Below are 20,971 nucleotides of genomic sequence, written 5' to 3' on the forward strand. Positions count from 1 at the left end.
CTAATATTCGGGGCATAAGGAATAAACTGCTTAAACCATGTCAAATATCAACAAAAAGCTTTTTAAACGCCTACACTTAAATCATGCCTATGGTCAGTTGATTGCACTTATTTTCGTGCCGATCACCATTTTGGCCTGTGTCGGTGCAATGTTGGTAATAACAGAAACCTCCAATGCAGCCAAAGCACAACAAAAACAAATGGCTGTCGCGATCCTGACGCGCTATCAACCCACGTCAGAATCTGCCATAGAGTTACTCAACCATTATCCGTGGCAGTTTGATCAAGCTCGTAATGCCATGCAAAGCATGTTGAACGAAAAACATTTGATTCGTGCTGCGATTATAGATTTCAAAGGCAATAACCGCCTGAGCATTGGCTTTCAAGATCAAGCTATTTGGCCTGCTTTTGAGAGTAAAGCATCTTTTATTGGACCAATTCCACATCAGGGTAACCATGTTTATGCCCTGAAAATTTCAGATTCAACCCAGACGCCGGCATGGTTAAGCATTGAACTGGATAATCAACCGCTGCAAATTGCCCGCTATCGCGTGTTAATCGTGTTGATTGCAACAGGTTTATTGACGCTCTTATTACTTTTGCTGTGTTTGAATTTCTATTCACGTCGTTGGATTGCACCAATGTACGAAATTCGTATGCAGTTACAACGTTTAAATGCCGACACCCTAGATCAGCACATGATCATTAACAGTACTGGAGAACTCCGGTTATTACAGCGTGATATAGCCAATGTGGTTAAACGCTTACATTTCAGTTTCTTAGAGCTACGTGAGCATACCGAACAAACGGAAGATGACTTAAGACGCACGCTTGATACTTTAGAAGTGCAAAATATTACCTACCGTCAAGCACGTGACCAAGCAATCCATGCCAATCAGTCTAAGTCGGTGTTCTTGGCCAATATTTCCCATGAACTGCGCACACCGCTGAACAGTATTGATGGTTTTATTCATCTTTTACTGCGCCAAGGCAACCTCAGTAATGAGCAAAATTTATATCTACAAACGATTCGTAAATCTTCTGCGCATTTATTGGCTTTAATTAATGACGTGCTTGATTTCTCGAAAATCGATGCAGGCAAACTAGAACTCGAAACTGCGCAATTCGACTTAGAAGAAGCCGTCTTTGATGTGATGGATATGTTGTCGCCATTGGCAGCACAAAAACACATCGACATGACCTTCTACTATGCGGACAATGTGCCGAAATTTGTGGTTGGTGATGTCCTACGCTTCAAGCAAATTTTGACCAACTTAATTTCAAATGCAATTAAATTCACTCCAGATGGTGAAATTATTGTCCGTGTCCGTATGGAGCATGATGACATCGGTCAATGTCTGCTGCACTTTAGTGTCCAAGACAGTGGTATCGGCCTAAGCGGTACCGACCGTAAGAAACTGTTTGAATCCTTCTCGCAAGGTGATGCATCTGTGACCCGTCAATTTGGCGGTACAGGTTTAGGTCTTGCCATTTCCAAACAATTGGTCAGCCTGATGCATGGACAAATTGGTTTTGAAGATAACCAAGAACGTGCCCCAACAGAAAAAGGCTCAACCTTCTGGTTTACTGCGCGCTTTGTGGTCGATGATGAAATTGAAATTGTGCATCCACAATTTAGCAATCTCCAAGTCGTTTCCTACTTAGCACATCCAGCAACTGCCAATGTCCTACGTCATTATTTAGAAAATTATGATGTTGAACATATTGAAACGCAGTCAATCCTAGATTTATTTAGTCGCCTCAATCAGTTGCAAACCAATGAAAACACTTGGTTGATCGTCGACCATAGCGGCGACTCCGAAGCCTTACTGAAAGAAATTCGTCATCGTTATAGCGGTAACTTAGCGGTTTATGGCTACCAAATGATGCTCGATCCAAGCATGTTGAACGAGTACCGTGCTCGCCCATTGCATCAACCACTCAGCCGTACAGCGCTGATTCAGTTATTGAGTAATGAGCCTTGGTTTGATCAAGAGCAGCATGAAGAATTTAATGGTCAAGGTCTGCACATTTTAGCTGTCGACGACCATTTACCAAACCTGATTGTGCTTGAAGCCCTGCTCTCTGAGTTGAATGTGAAAACCACCAAGGCTTTGAGTGGACAAGAAGCCATTGAAATCATTCAAGCTCGCCAAGAGCAAGGTTTGACGGCTTTTGACCTCATCTTTATGGATATTCAAATGCCAGTGATGTCAGGTGTCGATACCACGCGTGCCATTCGTTCACTTGAGTCGACTTTTGAAAATCATAAGCGCCTTCCAATTATCGCTTTGACAGCACATGCGCTCTCGGATGAAAAACAAAAACTCCTACAAAGCGGTATGGATGACTATGTCACCAAGCCCATTCAAATGGATCAAATTATTCAAATCTTGACCCAATGGACTACCGATAACTTTAAGAAAGTACCGGTTTTAGAGCGCAGTTCAGTGATTGAAGCCCTAGAGCCGAGTATTTTAGATTGGCAACAAAGCTTGCAGTTGGCCGCGAATAAAGAAGACCTTGCAGTCGATTTACTAAAAATGCTCGTCGATAGCTTTGAGCAAGAAATCCATGAAATGGCACAGCTCATCGAAGATGAAGATTTTCCACAATTAGAGCATGTGTTACATCGGCTTTATGGTGCAACCCGCTATGTGGGCGCTCCGACCCTCCAAGAGGTTTCAGGTCAATTTGAGCAATTTGTATCGACCTTACGTAAGGAACGCCGTAAAGCAGATGAAGCTTTTGTTCAAGAAACCCTGAACCGTTTTGATGAGTTAAAAAATGTCATGGCGCAAGTTGAACACGCGGCTCAACAAATCTTAGCCAAACAAAATAATTAAGCACAGTCCGACTAAAGTCAGTGCCGTCCAGCTTCTGTTGTGACTGCACTGTCATGTATCCTATCAGGGTGCATGCTATGCTCGGGCGCAGAAACAACAAGAGTAATTACCATGGCTTTATTACGTGTAGAAAAAAATAATGGCATTGCAACGGTTTACTTAAACCGTCCAGAAAAACGTAATGCAATGAGCTTTGCATTGCTCAAAGAATTGGTTAGCACCGCTGAAAAATTAAAAAAAGATCGTAGCTTACGCTGTGTCATTTTAACGGGTGAAGCCAATGTATTTAGTGCTGGCATTGATTTGGCTGACCTCAATGATCCAAAAAATCGTGCCTATGCCGCGTGGGAGCTGTTAAAGCCCGGTCAAAGTTTATTTCAAAAAGCCTTTCTGATTTGGCAACAACTTCCTGTGCCGGTGATTGCCGCACTTGAAGGCTTTTGTTTTGGTGCAGGCATGCAACTTGCCTTGGCTGCCGATATCCGTATTGCCCACCCGAAAACGCAAATGTCGATTATGGAAAGTCGTTGGGGTTTAGTCCCTGATATGGGCTTAACTCGCTCGCTCAAAGGTGTGATTGGACTGGATTTAGCCAAAGAATTAACCTTAACAGCACGTATTTTTGACGCAGAATATGCCAAGGATATTGGCTTAGTGACGCATTTAAATGTACAGCCTTTGCTTCAGGCACAGCAGTTAGCCGAAGAATTATCACAACGTTCACCAGATGCCTTGGCAGCGGCAAAACAAGTGCTAGATGCTATGGAACATAGTCCAAAACGCTCTTTACGCTTAGAAAAAATCTGGCAATTTAAATTACTGCTCGGCAAAAACAGCCAATTGGCACGTAAAAAAGATAAGAACCCAGAGGTTCAGTTTTTACCACGCCAATATAAGTAAAATAGTCACACAGGATAGATTGAGTACAGCACATGGCGTTTGATCGTAATACAAAAATTGCATTTCTAGGTATGGGGCTGATGGGTAGCCGTATGGCCACGCGTCTCATTCAGGCAGGATTTGAAGTTGCGGTATGGAACAGAACTGCCGCTGCGTGTGATGAGTTGATTGCGATTGGCGCGACAGCGCTTCAATTGGAGAAGATTGCCCATTATCCTGTGGTTTTATCTTGTCTCGCAGACGATGCTGCTGTTGCCGCGGTGTATGCAAGCATCGAAACCCATTTAGCGGCAGGACAAATTATTGTCGACTTCTCGAGTCTTTCTGTGAATCAAACCCATCAATTGGCTCAAGCTGCAAAGTTAAAACAAGTCACTTGGATTGACTCTCCTGTTTCGGGGGGCACAGCAGGCGCTGAGCAAGGCACCTTGGTCATCTTTGCCGGTGGTGATGCTCAAACGATTCAAGATTTGAGTCTGATTTACAATGTTTTATCTCAACGTGTTACTCGCATGGGCGACTCAGGTACAGGTCAAGCCACCAAAATTTGTAATCAGCTGATCGTCGCTGCCAATAGCACGTTAATCGCAGAAGCTGTCGCACTGGCCGAGAAATCAGGTGTAGACACCACGTTATTAGCACCAGCGCTTGCCGGTGGTTTTGCAGATTCAAAGCCTTTTCAGATTTTAACTCCACGTATGGCAACACATCAGTTCGAGCCCGTGCAATGGAAAGTTCAAACTTTATCTAAAGACCTGAATAATGCAGTCCAACTGGCCGCCGAGTTTGAGTTAAGCATCCCTGTTGCCAGCCTTGCTTTATCGCAACTCAAAGCCCATCAGGACAATGGTTTTGCAGAAAAAGATTTAGCCACCATCATTCAACATGTCGAACAAAACTAACGACTTTCACTTTAGAAGTAAATTGCTTCAAGGACGATATACATGACTCAGCTCGCGGTTAATTTATCCATGATTTTTACCGAAGTGCCGTTGTTAGAGCGTTTTGCTTTGGCTCGTGAACATGGTTTTAAGCATGTAGAAATTCAGTTTCCGTATGAGCTGAGTATTGAGCAAATCCAAACCCAGCTCACTATCAATGATTTAAGCCTGTGTTTAATTAATGTCCCTGCGGGTGATTTGATGCAAGGCGGCGATGGTCTTGCGGGAGTTCCGGGGCGTGAAAATCAATTTCATCAGGCCTTAGAGCAATGTATTCGCTATGCCACTGCGTTAAATGTACCGAGTGTCAATATTTTAGCCGGCAAACAGCCACAAGATGCAGACTTACTCCCATGTTTAAATACCTTGTCGAGCAACCTTAAACTGGCATGCCACATGTTGTCCGAACATCATATTCAACCGGTATTTGAAATGATTAATGGCACTGATATGCCGCGCTTTTTGGTGCAAAATATTGCCCAAGCTCAGGAAATGCTTGAAGCTGTACAACACTCTACTTTGAAGATGCAATATGACTGCTACCACATGGCGATGATGGGTGAAGATATTCTCAGTACTTTGGCAGAAAATATTCAGGATATCGGTCACATACAGTTTGCTGACTGTCCGGGGCGACATGAACCTGACTCAGCGCAGATTCCATTTGCAGAGATTTTTAAATGGTTAGATCAAAGCCAATATACAGGTTACATCGCGGCTGAATACCGACCACGAAGCAACTCATCACATTCTTTTGCGTGGAAAGACAAATACTTCCCTCATTTAGCCAATGGTCAATGACGTGTTGATTTGAAATTCAGCAACAAAACCGCTATATTAGACCATGTAAAATTGTCAGGAAATCATACCCTCTATGAATTTAGAACCATCGCCCAGCGCTTCTAATTCTCTCGATCTCGCAAAATCAACGCAAATCAAAGATGTACAAGCTTGTTTAGCTGTTGTACGTGAAGCACTTGAAGATGTAAAAGCCAAAGATATTGTTGAACTTGATATCAAAGCAATCAGCAATGTCGCAGATGCGATTGTAATTGCGAGCGGTACTTCAACTCGTCACATTAAGTCTCTTGCAGACAACGTGGCAGAAGAAGCACGTAAAGCTGGATTCCGCCCGATTGGCGTTGAAGGTGAACGTGATGCAGAATGGATCCTGATTGATCTCGGTTTTGTAGTGGTACATGTGATGTTACCTACAGCACGTAAATTCTATGATTTAGAAAGCTTATGGCGTACAGCTCCAGAAACTGTAGCTTAAGCTTCCAGAAAAAAGCGACCTAATTAGGTCGCTTTTTTTATCCCTTGATTTTATACACCAAGGACTATCAGCTTCATGGTGTTTTACCCCCTACACTAAAGCAGTTGATGTAAATCCACCTCAGGATAATTGGCTTTAATTTTCAGCTTGGTTTGTGCATAAACTTGGTCTGCACGCATCGGACCATAAAAGTCACAATACACTTCATAAATGCTCGTTAAAACTTTGGCATAACTGGTCAAGGGCAAAAACTCGACAAAACTCGCCGTATTTATTTGTGCATTTGCCGCAATTGCCAGCCCGATTTCTTCTAATTGCTGAATCACATCTTGGGTGAAATCAGCCTGATCTGTAGATTTCACCGTCAGCATGACTGACTCGATAAAGCCTAAAAAAGCTTCGCTAATGGTCTCTGCAATGAGCTCGTCTTCTTGCACCTGCTCCTGTGGTTTTTCAGCACGTAACAGTTCCTGCTTTTCTAAGGTAGATAACTCATACAAAACTTGCTTCAGCATATCTTTACGATAAAAGCGAAGCTCTTCTGTGGTACAGATATCATTTAAGAAGCGATTTAAGACAAATGACGGTTTCATGCTGTACTGCTGCTCCCAGTGCCGTAGTGCACTGTCGAGTAAAGTCCCATGAATAAATTGTTGTAAGCCTTTTTCTAAAGCTTCGCGGCGTTGTGCCAAATTCAACAGTTCGGTGCTCATTGCATTACTCCTGTTAATGACGTTTGGTCATATCATCCGTTTCAAAAGTCACATCTTTTTGAAACTCGGGATAAGACAATTCAGCATGCTCGGTATAGTCCAAACCACGTTGTTCATGTTGCTTACTCACCCGTAAGCCACCCAACAATTTATCCAAGACCTTAAATACAATGAACGCAACGCCAAAGCCCCATAAAAAGGCTGCAATCACTCCAAGCCCTTGTATCGCGATGACATCGCCATTAAACATATTATTTTCAAGGAAGATCCCTGCAGCCAATGTTCCCCATGCGCCACAGAATCCATGCACGGTCACCGCATCAACCACATCATCCAGTTTCATTTTTTCCATGAGCATTGGTAGGAAGGTCACCATCACACCTGCACATAAACCGGTGATGACCGCATACAGTGGAGACATCGTTGCACAGCCTGCCGTAATGGCAACCAAGCCACCCAGTGAGGCATTGATCGTACTGCGGATCAAAATGGCTTTAGATCGGATGAGACAGAGCAACATATATGCAACCACGGCAGCACACGCCGCAAGATGCGTATTTAAAGCAATACGTCCTACGCTGACATTGGCATTAATGGTCGAGCCTGCATTAAAACCAAACCATGCTAACCATAAAATAAAACCGCCTAATGCTACCAAAGGTAAGTTATGCCCTGGTAAATAATGGCTTTGCCCATTGCGTCCAAATCGACCCAAACGTGGTCCCAATACAATGATGCCAGCCAAGGCAACCCAGCCGCCCATTGAATGCACCACGGTCGAACCTGCAAAGTCGATAAATCCGAGTGCTTTTAACCAACCGTCTCCGCCAAATAAACTGCCCCATGCCCAACTACCAAAGACAGGATAAATCAGACCTGAGACAACGGCCGCACTCACCACATAAGCGACAAAATGAATCCGCTCTGCCATTGCACCACTGGCAATGGTGGTTGCCGTTGCAGCAAACATCATTTGGAAAAATAGAAGGTTCCAGTGCCAATCATCCAGTTGATCGGGTGCAAAATGACTGAAGCCAAACCAGCCCGTGGTATTGACCCCAAACATCAGACCAAAACCCACCAACCAAAACACCAGACCACCCAAGCAGGCATCCATGTAGTTTTTCATGAGTACATTCACGGTATTTTTACTGCGAACTGAACCACTTTCGATCATGGCAAATCCGGCTTGCATAAAGAACACCAAGATACCGCCCAGTACCACCCAAATACTGTCGAGCGAGATACGAATTTCTTGAATATTACTGGCGATTTGCGGGTCAACTGCCCATGCAGTCGATGTCAGGACACTCAGAAACAGTGCCATCAAGTATGTTTTTTTCATGATTATTCCCCCAAGAATAACCATGCTGTGCAAAAAGAATACCAAATTTCAGACAATTAATTATTTTTCAATGCATTGCGTCACAAAACCAGTTCGCGACAATATTTTGAATCACTGAGATCGAATTTAATGGAACAAAACAGCGCATCGATCTGCACCTTGTTTTCAAAACACGCATCAATTTGATTCAAGCACCTGATGCGCTAAATATTTGTGCACTTTTAGTGTGAAGCATTCATTAATCAAAAGCCAAGAAAATAAAAGCGAAGAAAACAAAAAACCACCCGAAGGTGGTTTAAATCTTCCTCAATCCCGCTTTATCACAGCGGGACTTTGGCAATATGGATTAATGACCACCGCCATTAATGGCTTTTGTCATATCTTCCACAACTTTCTTCGCATCACCGAAGATCATCATCGTTTTATCGTTATAGAACAAGTCATTGTCTAGACCTGCGTAGCCTGTAGCCATAGAGCGTTTGATCACCATAATGGTACGTGCTTTATGCGCTTCAAGGATTGGCATACCGTAAATTGGAGAACTTGGATCGTCTTTTGCCGCTGGGTTCACAACGTCATTCGCACCAATCACGAGTACTACATCTGTTGCAGGGAAGTCAGAGTTGATCTCGTCCATTTCAAGAATGTCTTCATATGCAACGTCAGCTTCAGCTAAAAGTACGTTCATGTGGCCCGGCATACGACCTGCCACAGGGTGAATCGCAAAACGAACTTTTACACCTTGCTCTTTTAAGATTTCACACAATTCTTTCACGGCATTTTGTGCACGACCTTGCGCCATACCATAACCCGGTACGATCACAACGCTATCCGCATTTGACATCAAGAAGCCAGCATCGTCTGCAGAACCTGAACGGTGATTACGCTGTGCTTTTTCAGCATTATCCGCCGCCGCTACTGCTGTACCACCCATTGCACCACCAAACAAGACGTTGATGATTGAACGGTTCATGGCTTTACACATGATGTAAGACAGAATCGCACCCGATGAACCAACCAGTGAACCTGCAACAATCAGCATGTTGTTTTCAAGCGTGAAACCAATCCCTGCTGCAGCCCAACCTGAGAACGAGTTCAGTAGCGATACCACCACTGGCATATCACCACCGCCTACTGGCGCAATCCATACCCAACCAAATGCAAGTGCAAGAACAGTCATTGCCCAGAAAGCATTCATGTTGCCTGTAGTGAAGAAGTAGATACCACACGCCAACATCGCAAGGAAAATTAAGGCTTGAACAGGTTTTACCCATCCACCTGAAATGGTTTTTGCCCATTTCTTCGCAGCCAATTTACCGTAAGCAAATACCGATGCTGTGAAGGTAATCGCACCAACGAAACAGCCTACAAACAATTCAAATAAATGAACTTTGCTCATATGAGCATGTTCTACACCCGCAGCTGTTAATACTGCTTCATTTTCCGCGAATGCCGCAGTCAATTGGTTGTTATGTAGAATTGCAGCGATCGCAATCAGTACCGCAGCCAAACCGACTAATGAGTGCATCAGTGCCACAGTTTCAGGCATTTGAGTCATCGGAACTGTTTTTGCACGTGCAATACCTACGACTGCACCCAACACCATTGCACCCACAATCATCCAAATCACTGGATGATCTGCGACAAAGAATGTGGTGATTACAGCAATCGCCATTGCGATCATGCCGTAACGGTTACCTTGAATCGCAGTTTTCGGACCAGACAAACCACGCAACGTTAAGATAAAAAGAACGGCACCAATCAGGTAGAACCAATCCGCATATTCTTTAATGAATTCCATGGATTAACCCTCTTTTTTCTTTTGCTTAGGTTTAAACATTTCAAGCATACGTGCAGTCACCGCAAACCCACCAAAAATGTTGATACTTGCAAGGAAAACGGCAACCGCACCTAAAATACTTACCACGTTAATGCTTTGGAACTGTACGCTTGCATCCACAATGCCTGGGATGCCAACGGTTTGAATCATCGCACCAACGATAATGATCGATGACAAAGCATTGGTTACAGCCATTAATGGTGTATGTAGCGCAGGTGTTACCCCCCAAACCACGTAGTAACCAACAAAGATTGCCAAGACAAAAATAGTAATCGTTTCAACCATGATGATTCTCCTTAACCACGTTTCAGCAGCACTTGGCCGCCATGAGTGACAAGTAGTGCTTTTTGAATTTCTTCTTCAGGGTTAATCGCGAAGTTCTTTTCGCTATCAAACATGGTTTCTATGAAATTCAAAACGTTACGTGCGTACAGTGCCGACGCTTCAGTCGAAACTGTTGAAGGAATATTTGGAATACCGAGAATTTTCACACCATTTGCAGTCACGACATTTTCGCCGCAGACAGAACCTTCAACGTTACCGCCAGTTTCAACCGCCATATCTAAAATGATTGAGCCCGGTTTCATTTTGGCAACAGTTTCTGCTTTGATTAAACGTGGTGCGTCACGGCCCGGCAATAATGCAGTCGTAATCACGATGTCAGCATTCGATACGGCTTTATCAACAATAATCGCTTGATCACGAATGTAGTCTTCACCCGGCATCCAGCCATAACCATTTTTTGCAGCATCAGCTGCTTTCTGTTGCTCTTCTGGTGACATTGGTACGTCTAACCATTTACCACCCAAAGATTCAACTTGGTCACGTGCTGTAGGACGTAAGTCAGTTGCTTCAACTACGGCACCTAAACGTTTCGCTGTTGCAATAGCTTGTAAGCCTGCAACACCTACGCCCATGATCACAACACGTGCAGGTTTTACTGTACCTGCTGCTGTCATCAGCATTGGGAACATACGTTGATATTCTGCCGCAGCCAAAAGCACAGATTTATAACCTGAAAGGTTGGCTTGAGATGAAAGTACGTCCATGTTTTGCGCACGAGATAAGGTCCGTGGCAAAAGTTCCAATGCAAATGCAGACACGTTTTGTGACGCAAATTGGTCAAGTTCGGTGTTGCGGTAAGGGTCAAACATCCCCACAACGGTGGTGCCCGCTGTGAGTTTTTGAATTTCGTCACCTTTAGGCGCACGAACTTTCAAAATCATTTGACTACCGGTATAGGCATCATCCGTAATTTTGGCACCAACTTGTTCATAGGCGCTATCGATGTAAGCAGCGTTTACCCCTGCTCCACGTTCAATAACGACGCTATGACCAGCGCTGATCAACTTCTTTACTGTTTCAGGCGTCGCAGCGACGCGATTTTCACCGACAACAGTTTCGGCTGGAATTCCGATCTGCATGAGCGTTCCTCAAGCTAATTTTTCTTAAGTAAACATCGCAATCCGCGATGTCTCCCCTCAGGATGTGTTTTTGTACAATTTTTGGATTCTAATTGAACTTTTTTAAAATACTACCCAATATTTATTTAATAAATGCCCATATTTTGAACTCATGATTCATGAAAAGAATGATGTGATATTTCATTTATTCAGTTTTATTTGTCGATTTATTACTCATTTTTATTCTACTTATAACTTTTTAATATTACTTAAGACTCAAAACATAAATAATTTAGTCGGTTTTAGCGCGTATTGTTTCAGCGCGTTGATCATTGTGACATTTTCATTCGACAACTAATGATTCGAACTTGTCGTTACAAATCGACTTAAGTCAGGTAAAGCCAGTCGTTCATTCAAACTGCATCAGCTCGTTGACTCATTTGACAGTTTTGACGTGCTGACTGGTATTGAAAACTGACTTTTTTCTACCACAGTCTCGTCAAATCGGTCAGCTTGAATATTCGATGAATTTTTGCGCACGTTTCGGGTTTATCGAAGTCTTGCCCTCCCCACCTGATGCTTCGCCTTAAGTCTTAGAATTGGCTTTTTTAGCTAAAAAAATAATTTTTTGAATATTTAGCATTATGATATCGCTATTGGCTTTGTATCACCAAAAACAATAATTGCACCATTTGTGTGCAATTTTCACCTTAAATGTTTCAGCCTGATATATTTGACCTGCAGAGTCATGTTGCGGTGAAAAAATTTAAAACCAAATTGGTCATTTCTTCCGCTGTTTTCATGTTTGATCTAGCAATCACTTATGCATAAAGGAATAAGTACTATTCTTTTTTTGCATTTTTACTCGCACGATGCATTTTTTATAATCAAAATGACAGTTCAAACTTATCAGAACAATGCTGTCGAATTCGTTCAGTCGTCTTGAGGCACACCTTAACTTATGTCAAGAAACCTTAGTCCGCACTTCATCGGTGCAATTTTTGCGCTGATTGCTGCCTTCTTGTTTAGTACCAAAGCGATTTTTATTAAGCAAGCCTATGCACTTTCTCCTCTTGTCGATGCCACTGTCCTCATGGCTTTACGCATGATGAGTGCATTGCCGTTTTTCTTGGTCATTGCATGGCTGAGTCGACGTTCCTATCAAACGATTCAACGAAAAGATTGGGTGCTCTTGCTCATTTCCGGTCTAATCGGCTATTACTTTTCGAGTTGGCTCGACTTCCGTGGCTTGATGTATATCAGTGCTTCGCTTGAACGGATTATTCTTTTTCTATATCCCACATTAACTGTACTGGCTTCCGCTGTTTTATTCAAAAAGCCACTGAGTTTTAAAACCATCCTTGCCCTGATTTTAAGTTATGGCGGGACAGTGTTAGTGATGCTACAAGAACAAAGTACCACACCACATGATCAGTATTTTTGGCTCGGATGTAGTTTGGTTTTTGCCAGTGCCGTGTTATTTGCAATTTACTTATTACTCACGCCAGGCCTCATGCAAAAGTTTGGTTCTTTACACTTTACTGGTCTAGCCCTGAGCATAGCCTGCGTTGGGACGATTATTCATTTTCTATTTGCAACACCACAGCCTATCGCCTTGCTCCAACAACTCCCGAGTCAAGTCTGGCTGTATGGTTTAGCGCTAGGACTATTGGTAACCGTGCTTCCAACCATTTTGATGATGCAAAGTATCATCCGACTGGGAGCTGCACAATCGGCCATGATTGCCTCTATCGGGCCCATTTTAACGATTTTACTGGCCGTCGCGTTATTGAATGAACATTTAAACCTATGGCAATGGGTCGGTTGCGGTCTGAATATGCTGGGTGTCTTGATGATCAGTCTCAGTAAGAAATCCTAAACGCGTGCGTGGATACAATTCACAGAGAAACACTTTAAGACCTGTTTGATTTTCCTTATAGTGACCACAACAGCGTGGCAGCAAATTCTTTGCATACGCTTCCGCCCAATATCTGGACAATTTATGAAAGCCTCGATCGACATTAGCCATGATAAAACCCTGTTGTGGCTTATGGCTGCTGCATGTGGTTTATGTGCGGGTGCCAATTATTATTGCCAACCTTTAGTGGCTTCTATCCAACAGAGCTTTCAAATTCCACAATCTGAAGTTGCGCTAACCGTCACCTTTGCGCAAATTTCTTATGCTTTGGGTCTACTGTTTATTGTGCCGATTGGCGATATTGTGAATAAAGCCAAATTTATTCCATTACTCATGCTTGGTGCGACTGTCGGTTTAGCCCTCTGTGCTTTTTCGACCAATCTATACATGCTTTGGGCAGGAACCATTATCACGGGGCTATTTTCAGTGGCTGCTCAGGTTCTTATCCCTTTGGTCACTGTTGCGATACGACCTGAAAAAATTGGGGCAGTTGTTGGCTTTTTAATGAGTGGGTTATTGGTCGGCATTCTGTTATCGACCAGTCTCTCTGGCTTATTGTCCTATCTGTTTCATTGGAAATCGATTTACATCCTCAGTGCGCTCTTGATGTTGGTATTAGCACTCTTACTCAAAAAACGTCTGCCCGTGGTCAGCATCACACGGATGCCCTACAGCCAAGTTTTCCAGTCAATGGGCGCATTACTCAAACATGAGCCACGGTTAATTTTCCGTTCTCTAATTGGAGGCTGTGTCTTTGCCGCGATGAGTATGCTGTTTTCCACCATTGCCATGTTACTGACTGAGCCACCTTTTCAATTGGCCGATGTTTGGGTCGGTGTCGTGACTTTAGTTGGTGTGTTTGGTGCCCTATCAACACAATGGATTGGGCGTTGGGCGGATTTGGGTTTTAACCGAAAATTAACTTGGCTCGGTTGTAGCATCTTAGCCCTCAGTTGGGGACTGCTGTATTTGGGTGGATCATCTCTTGCTTTTTATATTTTAGGCTATGGTTTAATCAATCTAGGTTTGGCAATGGTGCATAGCTGTAATCAAAATATTATTTTCCAACTCAACCCGATTGCACGCTCTCGAATCAATTCAATTTACATGACTTTTTATTTTGTCGGTGGTGCATGTGGCTCAGCTTTGGGCGTATTCGCCTGGCATCATGGCGGCTGGACCACCACCTGCATGACAGGGATAGCCTTAGTCATTGCTGCTGGATTTTTTGTATTGATCGATCAACTCTATACTGCACGGCAACTAAAATATCCACAATGAAATGTCTGGATCATTATTCTAAAGCCACATTACTGTGGCTTTATTTTTTTGAAATTAACTGACCTGCACCACAGGATAAAAGGGTTTGCCTAAATCCAAGGTTTCTGCATTTTCCAAAAGAATCACCATAAACACCGGTAAGAGAGCCAACAGTATTGTGCAGCCATCTTGAAGTTGTTTCCGATTGACCGAACTTTTATAGGTCGCGCCGCCATGAACCATTTGATTGCGTAGCGTATACATGCGATTGAACAGCACCATTAAAATATCAACGGAATCTTTTTCTTTAAGCGCGTGCAGTACTTTTTGTTTTTCATGCGCCAAGCCCTCTTTGCATGCGTCATGGCTAATTTTTTGATTTTGATAATCCCAAAAGCCCTGATAAACATAGGGATTATCCAAAAACAACCGTATCGGCTGACTAAAACGCTCCCATAAAATATTATAGATTTTATGCTCTGCATCCTTTTGGCAAATCACATATAAAAACTGCCTTAAGCTTTGCTTGTCCTGTGCAATCTGTAAGTCTTGCGCGTATATTGCGTTGAAGGACACCCACAAACTGATAAATTGCAAATCGAGGTCATCTTGAAGATCAATCGACTTTTTCAGCCAACTTAACCCTCGATGAATGCGTAAATTAAATTGGTCGGTATGTTCCGACTTTTTACTTTTAAATATTTCTTCAAGTAGCATCATGGCTGCTAAATTCCAATGGATAATTCGTTTATTTTTCTACCATTTGAACTTAGCGCAATTGTTTACCGGCATGCAATCAAAATATCTCTGTATTCAACTATTTGGTCTCATCTTGTGTGAGATAGGTATAACGTTCTAACTGATCATTTTCATCAAAAATCAATTCATAAGACATTTTCTTCCCGTTAAAAACGGATTCGGCTGGTGTTCCTAAAAGTTCCCATAACCCCACGGTCGCCACATCTGCAGCACCATGCCAAAACGCACGTCCGACTTTACTGGCAGTCGAATAACCTTGGGTAAAGGTATAAATTTCATGGCGTTTGCCATTTTTATATTCAGAGGTGATCGGTGCGCCAAATTCAGCAATCACCAAGTTACGAGACAGCCCTTGTTGAATCATTTCGGTATTTTTCTTGTTTGGCTGCTTGCTTGCCATAGCAACAGAACAGCCTGTTGTGCCTGACAATGTGAAAACTAAAGCTATTCCTAAGCAGGTCTTTTTCATCATGTGGTATTCCCCAAATTCTTCACATTTCTATTTTTAATTTTTGATTTTCATCTGCTGTTGATCTTAATTGTTTATTTCATCTTTTTCATTTTTTTATACGACTATTCGTCTGATTTTTAGAATGATTAGCGCCTTAAAGATTCACATTTATAAAGTTTCAGACTGAATAATGCTTTAAGTTAATTATTGTTCTGTTGGTGGCGATGTCGGTGGAACGAACCAGTTTTTCCAAGAACTACTGTGCCGAGTTTCAATTGCAACGGTAGGGATGAGCTCTTGCTTCAGCATTTTTTCTTGACCGACGGCTTTCGCCAACCGCGCTTTGACCGAGTGTATACACTCACGGTCTTCAAACTCACAGCGGTCAAGGTTGGAGCCACCACAGGGTCCATTGGCTAATCCTTTGGGACAGGTTTCAGGACAAATATATAAGGTTTCGCCTAAACGACATTGTCCACAACTTTCACAGCCCACAATGCCATGTTTACTGATAAATTCTGTTTTCAGCAAGGCCGCATCGGCTTTCGGTTTTTGCCATAATTTGGCCGAAAAAATATAAGATCCCGCCCCTTTGGCCAGTTTTGAACTAAAAAATAACTCATGCATGACATGCATACTTTTATATTTCAAAACCTGTTCAACTGGAGCCTTATGGTTATTTGCGCCCGTCGGTTGGAAGTTCACCTCAACACTAGAGCGCCAAAGCATTTTCCATTTTGCTAAACATTGTTCAAACGTTAATGTGGCAAATTGCAAAATTGCTTTTTGCAACTTCTCTTGTTCTACTGCTTTATGGCAAGCCGATAAATGAACCCCTGCATAGCCCAGATGCTGACACATTAAAATTTGTAAAGCGCAGCGAGCATAGACATTCTGTTCTGCTTGTATGGCGTCTGTTTGCTGTTCTTGTTGCAAAAAATTTAATACATCTGCTGAAAGCACGATGCCTGCGACTTTTTGCTTGGCCATATAGCGGGCACGGGCAAATGTCAGCGGCATGACACAAGCCAATACAGGCACACGTGGATAATATTGCTGCATATAGCGTTGGTAACTGCTCAACACATCCATGTCAAAGCCCAACTGTGTAATCACATAGTCAGCGCCAGCTTGAATTTTTTTATTCAGTTTAAAATACTGCGCATCCTTTTCTGCTTCTGCATATTTAAAAGGATTAAACGCCACCCCTAAATAAAACCCGTCAAAGTCTTTGGCTGCCATGACTTGATTGACCGACTCTAAATAACGACTCCGTAAACTCGGATCATTTGCCCCATCCTGATGCTGCTTGAGTTTATCACCACTGAGCAAAAGTAAATTCTCTACCCCGTGCTGCTGAGCATCTTTCAGAAAAGTTTGAAAATCTGAGATATCTCGACCTTTCCCCGAATAATGCAGAATTTTTTCAATGTTTTGAGGGTAGTCTTGCATTGCTTCTAAAGGAGCAATATCCGTGTCACTTTGTACTCGGTCAGCCAATGTCATGCACACAGGAAAGCCTGCAAATGTCGTTGGGACCAGATGCGTTTTTTGCGTCGTTAGATATTCAAACGAGATACAAAACTGGCGTTGCAATAGATATTGGGAAAATAAAGACATAAAGGCAGGCAGTTAAATCTGCTGAGAAACCATACAATAAAGTTTATAAAATTATAGATTAATCATATAAAAATTTAAATTACTTAAGCCACACTTCCGACTTTTTCTAGCCTGACCTTGAATATGTCACGCTAGCAAGACCATGCCCCAAACCACAATTTATGCTAATATTGCGCGCGTCTTGAAATGCGGTTTTTTTCATCGTATTTCAGACAGCTTTTGGTATTTCTTCACCATTTTCCATTTCGTTCTTCCATCTTGTTCTTTTAAGGCGTGTTTTTTTAATGACTGATCTCCAACCCATTGAAAATAAACTTCAACCACGAATTAGTGTTGCGCCGATGATGGATTGGACGACTCGTGACTATCGTTTCTTTGCACGCTTGTTTAACCCTACTGTGATTCTCTACACCGAGATGGTCACCACAGGTGCGATTTTATTTGGCGGTGCGAATCGTCATTTGGACTATAACAACGAAGAACACCCGATTGTGTTACAGCTAGGTGGTTCAAATCCTAAAGATTTAGCAACCTGTACCAAGATGGCACAGGACTGGGGCTATGATGAAGTAAACCTCAATGTCGGCTGTCCGAGTGACCGCGTTCAGAACAATAAAATTGGCGCATGCTTGATGGCAGAGCCTGATTTGGTTGCAGAATGTATTGCTGAAATGCGAAATGCTGTTGATATTCCAGTGACCGTGAAACACCGCATCGGGATTGATGACATGCAGTCTTATGAAGAAATGCTGCATTTTGTTGATACGGTGGCAAAGACTGGCTGTAACAATTTTATCGTGCATGCCCGTATTGCCCTGCTGCAAGGTTTGTCGCCAAAAGAAAACCGTGATGTGCCACCTTTACGTTATGAAGATGTTTATCGTCTGAAACAAGAACGTCCAAATTTATTGATCGAAATTAATGGCGGGGTGAAAACCTTTGCTGAAACGCAGCAACATTTACAACATGTTGATGGCGTGATGATTGGCCGTGAAGCTTATCACAACCCGTACTTATTGGCTGAGATCGGTCAGCTTTGGGATCTCGAATTACCCAACCGTTTCGATATTATCGATCAGATGCTACCGTATATTGCTAAACGCATGGAAGAAGGTGCGCCGCTTTCTATCATTACCCGTCATATTTTAGGTTTATTCCAAAATCTACCAGGTGCTCGAAAATGGCGTCAGGCTTTAAGTGGTGGCAATGCCAAAACCTTTGCAGATGTGGAAAATGCCATCCAAAATATTAAAGATGCAATGCAACGTACTGAAGACTATTTACGTGATCATCCTAAAGTCGTTTTAGAAGATTAATCTTCAAAAAGTGAAAGCCTGCTATTTTGCGGGCTTTTTTTATTTTTCATGTTTCTTAAAGTGCTTGCTTGGTAAGATCGACAACTCAGCTAAATCATCTAAACAGTCACATCATCACTCAATGACTATTGACCGTAATATTCCCTTTGGGAAAAGGTTCATCATCATAGCCAGTCCATTGATAATCAGATGGATCTTCTTCCTCACGCATACCCACATAACTCTCAGGCGCCGATGTAACAGGTTCAACCTCTTCTGTTGGTTGTTCCAATTCCTCAACCAAATGATTCAACTCTTGATCTAACTGCGCCTGATACTTTGCAATTTCAGCTTCGTCAATGAAGGCAAATTGTTCTTCATCTATTTTCCATGCATAGCCTTGCAGGTCTTTGTAGATCTCGACCAAAACAGTATAAGGCTGACCATCGTATTGCAGCGTCGCCTGAGCCTTAAAACTTAATCCCTTACGTTCTAATACTTTTATATTTTGAATCCGTAAATGGTACTGCCGATAATCTGGATTCTGATCAAACTCGTGCTGCATCTGCTGCTCAATCTGCCGAGATAATTCATCTGTCGAGACAAAATAGCTACAACCAGCCAAACTCAACAGTAAAAAAATGGTGAGCCATCGAAACATATTGCATCCCCCATGATGCATTTATTCTTGATGAAAAAGTCAGACCGATCACAGATTCCGATCCAAACATTCCTCATTGTTTGCTTCATAATAGCCAATAAAACACACAGTACAAGCCAAATTATCAAGATTTCTCAATTTTATATTTAATTTTGATATCAATCACTTAAATTGCATTTTTACTGTTTTAAAACACTGACAGCCTTGGTCTCTTGCTGACATATTTTTGTTGAAAATGACCATTTTGGTAGTAGTTTCCTAGCCGTCAAATTTTCAATATGAAACCGGTCCCCCTGTGATTTCTTCAATAACGAGCCTTAAACAAAACATCTAAAAAGCGCCATAAAAAAATCCCCGAACATTGCGGGGATTTTTAAGGAATCAACTGAAATTATTCATCGTCCGTTTCAGGCTCATGATGTAGCGCATCATGTATGGCTTCCACCAATTGCTGTGCAATTTCTTGTTTTGAAGCTTTCTCTAAATCACGCTTTTCCATTTGATATTGATCGGCGAAGAACACGGTCATGGCATTTTCATCTGAAGCAAAACCAATGTCTTTACGTGAAACATCATTGCACGCAATCATATCGAGTTTTTTTGCCACAAGTTTGCCTGCAGCATACTCTTCGACATTGCGTGTCTCAGCGGCAAATCCCACCATAAATGGACGTTTTGACTGCTGCGCAATTGTTGCAACGATATCTGGATTTTTAATTAAAGCCACATTGAGTTCATCGCCAGCTTTTTTGATTTTATGCTCTGCAACTTCTGCCACGCGATAATCAGCAACAGCCGCTGTTGCAATAAAAATATCACAGCCTTCATCTAACATTTGCAGACTGGTGTCTAACATTTTAATTGCAGACTGCACATTAATCCGTCGTACACCATTTGGTGTATCTAAACTGACGGGTCCTGCGATCAGCGTTACTTTAGCACCAGCTGCATAACATGCCGCTGCCAGAGCAAACCCCATTTTACCTGTGCTGTGGTTGGAAATATAACGTACAGGATCTATCGACTCACGTGTTGGACCGGCTGTAATCGCCACATGTTTACCTGCAAGCATGCCAAATTTTTCAGCAATGGCTCGCTGTGCTTGATGAAAATAGGCCGTCACTTGATCCGCCAAATCTTCTGGCTCAGGCATACGTCCTAAGCCCACATCTCCACATGCTTGAGAACCGGCATCAGGCATGATCACATGTACGCCATCTTCAACCAGTGTATTTAAATTACGCTGTGTCGCTTTGGCTGCCCACATTTGCTGATTCATCGCAGGGGCAACCCAGACGGGTGCTTTAGTCGCAAGATAAAGTGTCGAAAGAAGGTCATCTGCTAAACCCGCCGCAAATTTTGCCAGCGTGTCACAACTTGCAGGAGCAACCAATACCAAATCAGCCCAACGTGCCAATTCAATATGCCCCATGCCCGCTTCTGCTTCGGGATTGAGTAATTCGGTATGCACAGGGTTGCCTGAAAGCGCCTGAAACGTTAGCGGGGTCACAAAGGCTTGCGCACCTTGAGTCATCACCACGCGCACATCAAATCCGGCATCTTTTAACCGACGGACAAGAATGGCACTTTTATAGGCTGCGATACCACCAGTGACACCTAAAAGAATATTTTTTGTGGGCATTACACTTAAATCAAAGCTCACGAACAGGCTACCTATCTGTTGCAGTGGCGCTCACAATAGCATTAAATATGCACTGACCCAACAATCTGCTGTGAAAAAGCC

General features: G+C 42.7%; 18 protein-coding genes. 8 read left to right on the plus strand and 10 right to left on the minus strand.

Annotated features, from left to right (window positions below):
• The first annotated feature begins 37 nt into the window (after positions 1-37).
• The 5 genes from FTV11_RS10160 to rsfS all read left to right on the plus strand — a co-directional run bounded on the left by FTV11_RS10160 (position 38) and on the right by rsfS (position 5,962).
• Entirely contained in the window at positions 38-2,845 is a 2,808-nt protein-coding gene (locus tag FTV11_RS10160) for an ATP-binding protein (protein WP_180073957.1), read from the plus strand.
• A 111-nt stretch (positions 2,846-2,956) separates the two neighbouring features.
• Positions 2,957-3,745, plus strand: a complete 789-nt coding sequence (locus FTV11_RS10165) for a crotonase/enoyl-CoA hydratase family protein (RefSeq protein WP_180004603.1) — start codon at positions 2,957-2,959, stop codon at positions 3,743-3,745.
• A gap of 32 nt (positions 3,746-3,777) precedes the next feature.
• A complete protein-coding gene (locus FTV11_RS10170; protein WP_180022575.1) occupies positions 3,778-4,647 on the plus strand; it encodes an NAD(P)-dependent oxidoreductase in 870 nt (289 codons plus the stop codon).
• 42 nt (positions 4,648-4,689) lie between these two features.
• The gene (locus FTV11_RS10175) at positions 4,690-5,487 is read left to right on the plus strand and encodes a hydroxypyruvate isomerase family protein (protein WP_078191282.1); all 798 of its coding nucleotides are present in this window, start codon (positions 4,690-4,692) and stop codon (positions 5,485-5,487) included.
• 73 nt (positions 5,488-5,560) lie between these two features.
• The gene (gene rsfS, locus FTV11_RS10180; RefSeq protein ID WP_078194190.1) at positions 5,561-5,962 is read left to right on the plus strand and encodes a ribosome silencing factor; all 402 of its coding nucleotides are present in this window, start codon (positions 5,561-5,563) and stop codon (positions 5,960-5,962) included.
• A gap of 95 nt (positions 5,963-6,057) precedes the next feature.
• Here rsfS and FTV11_RS10185 read toward each other — a convergent pair whose 3' ends face one another.
• The 5 genes from FTV11_RS10185 to FTV11_RS10205 form a co-directional block, all read right to left on the minus strand.
• Positions 6,058-6,675, minus strand: coding sequence for a hypothetical protein (locus FTV11_RS10185; protein ID WP_180073958.1), 618 nt, complete (start codon positions 6,673-6,675; stop codon positions 6,058-6,060).
• Positions 6,676-6,688: 13 nt separating this feature from the next.
• Positions 6,689-8,020 carry an ammonium transporter gene (locus tag FTV11_RS10190; RefSeq protein WP_180022576.1) on the minus strand — a complete coding sequence of 444 codons (1,332 nt, stop codon included), beginning with the start codon at positions 8,018-8,020 and terminating at the stop codon, positions 6,689-6,691.
• A 346-nt stretch (positions 8,021-8,366) separates the two neighbouring features.
• A complete protein-coding gene (locus FTV11_RS10195) occupies positions 8,367-9,821 on the minus strand; it encodes an NAD(P)(+) transhydrogenase (Re/Si-specific) subunit beta (protein WP_180073959.1) in 1,455 nt (484 codons plus the stop codon).
• Positions 9,822-9,824: 3 nt separating this feature from the next.
• Positions 9,825-10,145: a proton-translocating transhydrogenase family protein gene (locus tag FTV11_RS10200; RefSeq protein ID WP_180008997.1), complete on the minus strand. Its 321-nt coding sequence runs from the start codon at positions 10,143-10,145 to the stop codon at positions 9,825-9,827.
• 11 nt (positions 10,146-10,156) lie between these two features.
• The gene (locus FTV11_RS10205) at positions 10,157-11,284 is read right to left on the minus strand and encodes a Re/Si-specific NAD(P)(+) transhydrogenase subunit alpha (RefSeq protein WP_078191288.1); all 1,128 of its coding nucleotides are present in this window, start codon (positions 11,282-11,284) and stop codon (positions 10,157-10,159) included.
• Positions 11,285-12,224: 940 nt separating this feature from the next.
• Here FTV11_RS10205 and FTV11_RS10210 point away from each other — a divergent pair.
• Entirely contained in the window at positions 12,225-13,142 is a 918-nt protein-coding gene (locus tag FTV11_RS10210) for a DMT family transporter (protein ID WP_180073960.1), read from the plus strand.
• A gap of 123 nt (positions 13,143-13,265) precedes the next feature.
• A complete protein-coding gene (locus FTV11_RS10215; protein WP_180004611.1) occupies positions 13,266-14,462 on the plus strand; it encodes an MFS transporter in 1,197 nt (398 codons plus the stop codon).
• 54 nt (positions 14,463-14,516) lie between these two features.
• Here FTV11_RS10215 and FTV11_RS10220 read toward each other — a convergent pair whose 3' ends face one another.
• From FTV11_RS10220 to FTV11_RS10230, 3 genes are all read right to left on the minus strand, one after another.
• A complete protein-coding gene (locus tag FTV11_RS10220; protein WP_180022580.1) occupies positions 14,517-15,161 on the minus strand; it encodes a HEPN domain-containing protein in 645 nt (214 codons plus the stop codon).
• Between the two features lie 97 nt (positions 15,162-15,258).
• Positions 15,259-15,669, minus strand: a complete 411-nt coding sequence (locus FTV11_RS10225; protein ID WP_180073964.1) for a hypothetical protein — start codon at positions 15,667-15,669, stop codon at positions 15,259-15,261.
• 186 nt (positions 15,670-15,855) lie between these two features.
• Entirely contained in the window at positions 15,856-17,271 is a 1,416-nt protein-coding gene (locus tag FTV11_RS10230; RefSeq protein ID WP_180073961.1) for a methylenetetrahydrofolate reductase C-terminal domain-containing protein, read from the minus strand.
• Positions 17,272-17,555: 284 nt separating this feature from the next.
• Here FTV11_RS10230 and dusA point away from each other — a divergent pair, with 284 nt between their 5' ends.
• Complete coding sequence (gene dusA / locus FTV11_RS10235; protein WP_180073962.1) at positions 17,556-18,587, plus strand: tRNA dihydrouridine(20/20a) synthase DusA; 1,032 nt, start codon at positions 17,556-17,558, stop codon at positions 18,585-18,587.
• A 118-nt stretch (positions 18,588-18,705) separates the two neighbouring features.
• Here the strand turns inward: dusA and FTV11_RS10240 are convergent, their stop codons facing one another.
• Together FTV11_RS10240 and coaBC are read right to left on the minus strand one after the other, a co-directional pair.
• On the minus strand, positions 18,706-19,227 hold the full coding sequence (locus tag FTV11_RS10240; RefSeq protein WP_180056107.1) for an Asp-tRNA(Asn)/Glu-tRNA(Gln) amidotransferase subunit GatC: 522 nt from the start codon (positions 19,225-19,227) through the stop codon (positions 18,706-18,708).
• 391 nt (positions 19,228-19,618) lie between these two features.
• Positions 19,619-20,890, minus strand: coding sequence for a bifunctional phosphopantothenoylcysteine decarboxylase/phosphopantothenate--cysteine ligase CoaBC (gene coaBC / locus FTV11_RS10245; protein ID WP_180063973.1), 1,272 nt, complete (start codon positions 20,888-20,890; stop codon positions 19,619-19,621).
• Positions 20,891-20,971: the final 81 nt, after the last annotated feature.

It is taken from the genome of Acinetobacter sp. YH12231, from assembly GCF_013417755.1.
In the GTDB taxonomy this organism is placed as follows: Bacteria; Pseudomonadota; Gammaproteobacteria; order Pseudomonadales; family Moraxellaceae; genus Acinetobacter; species Acinetobacter amyesii.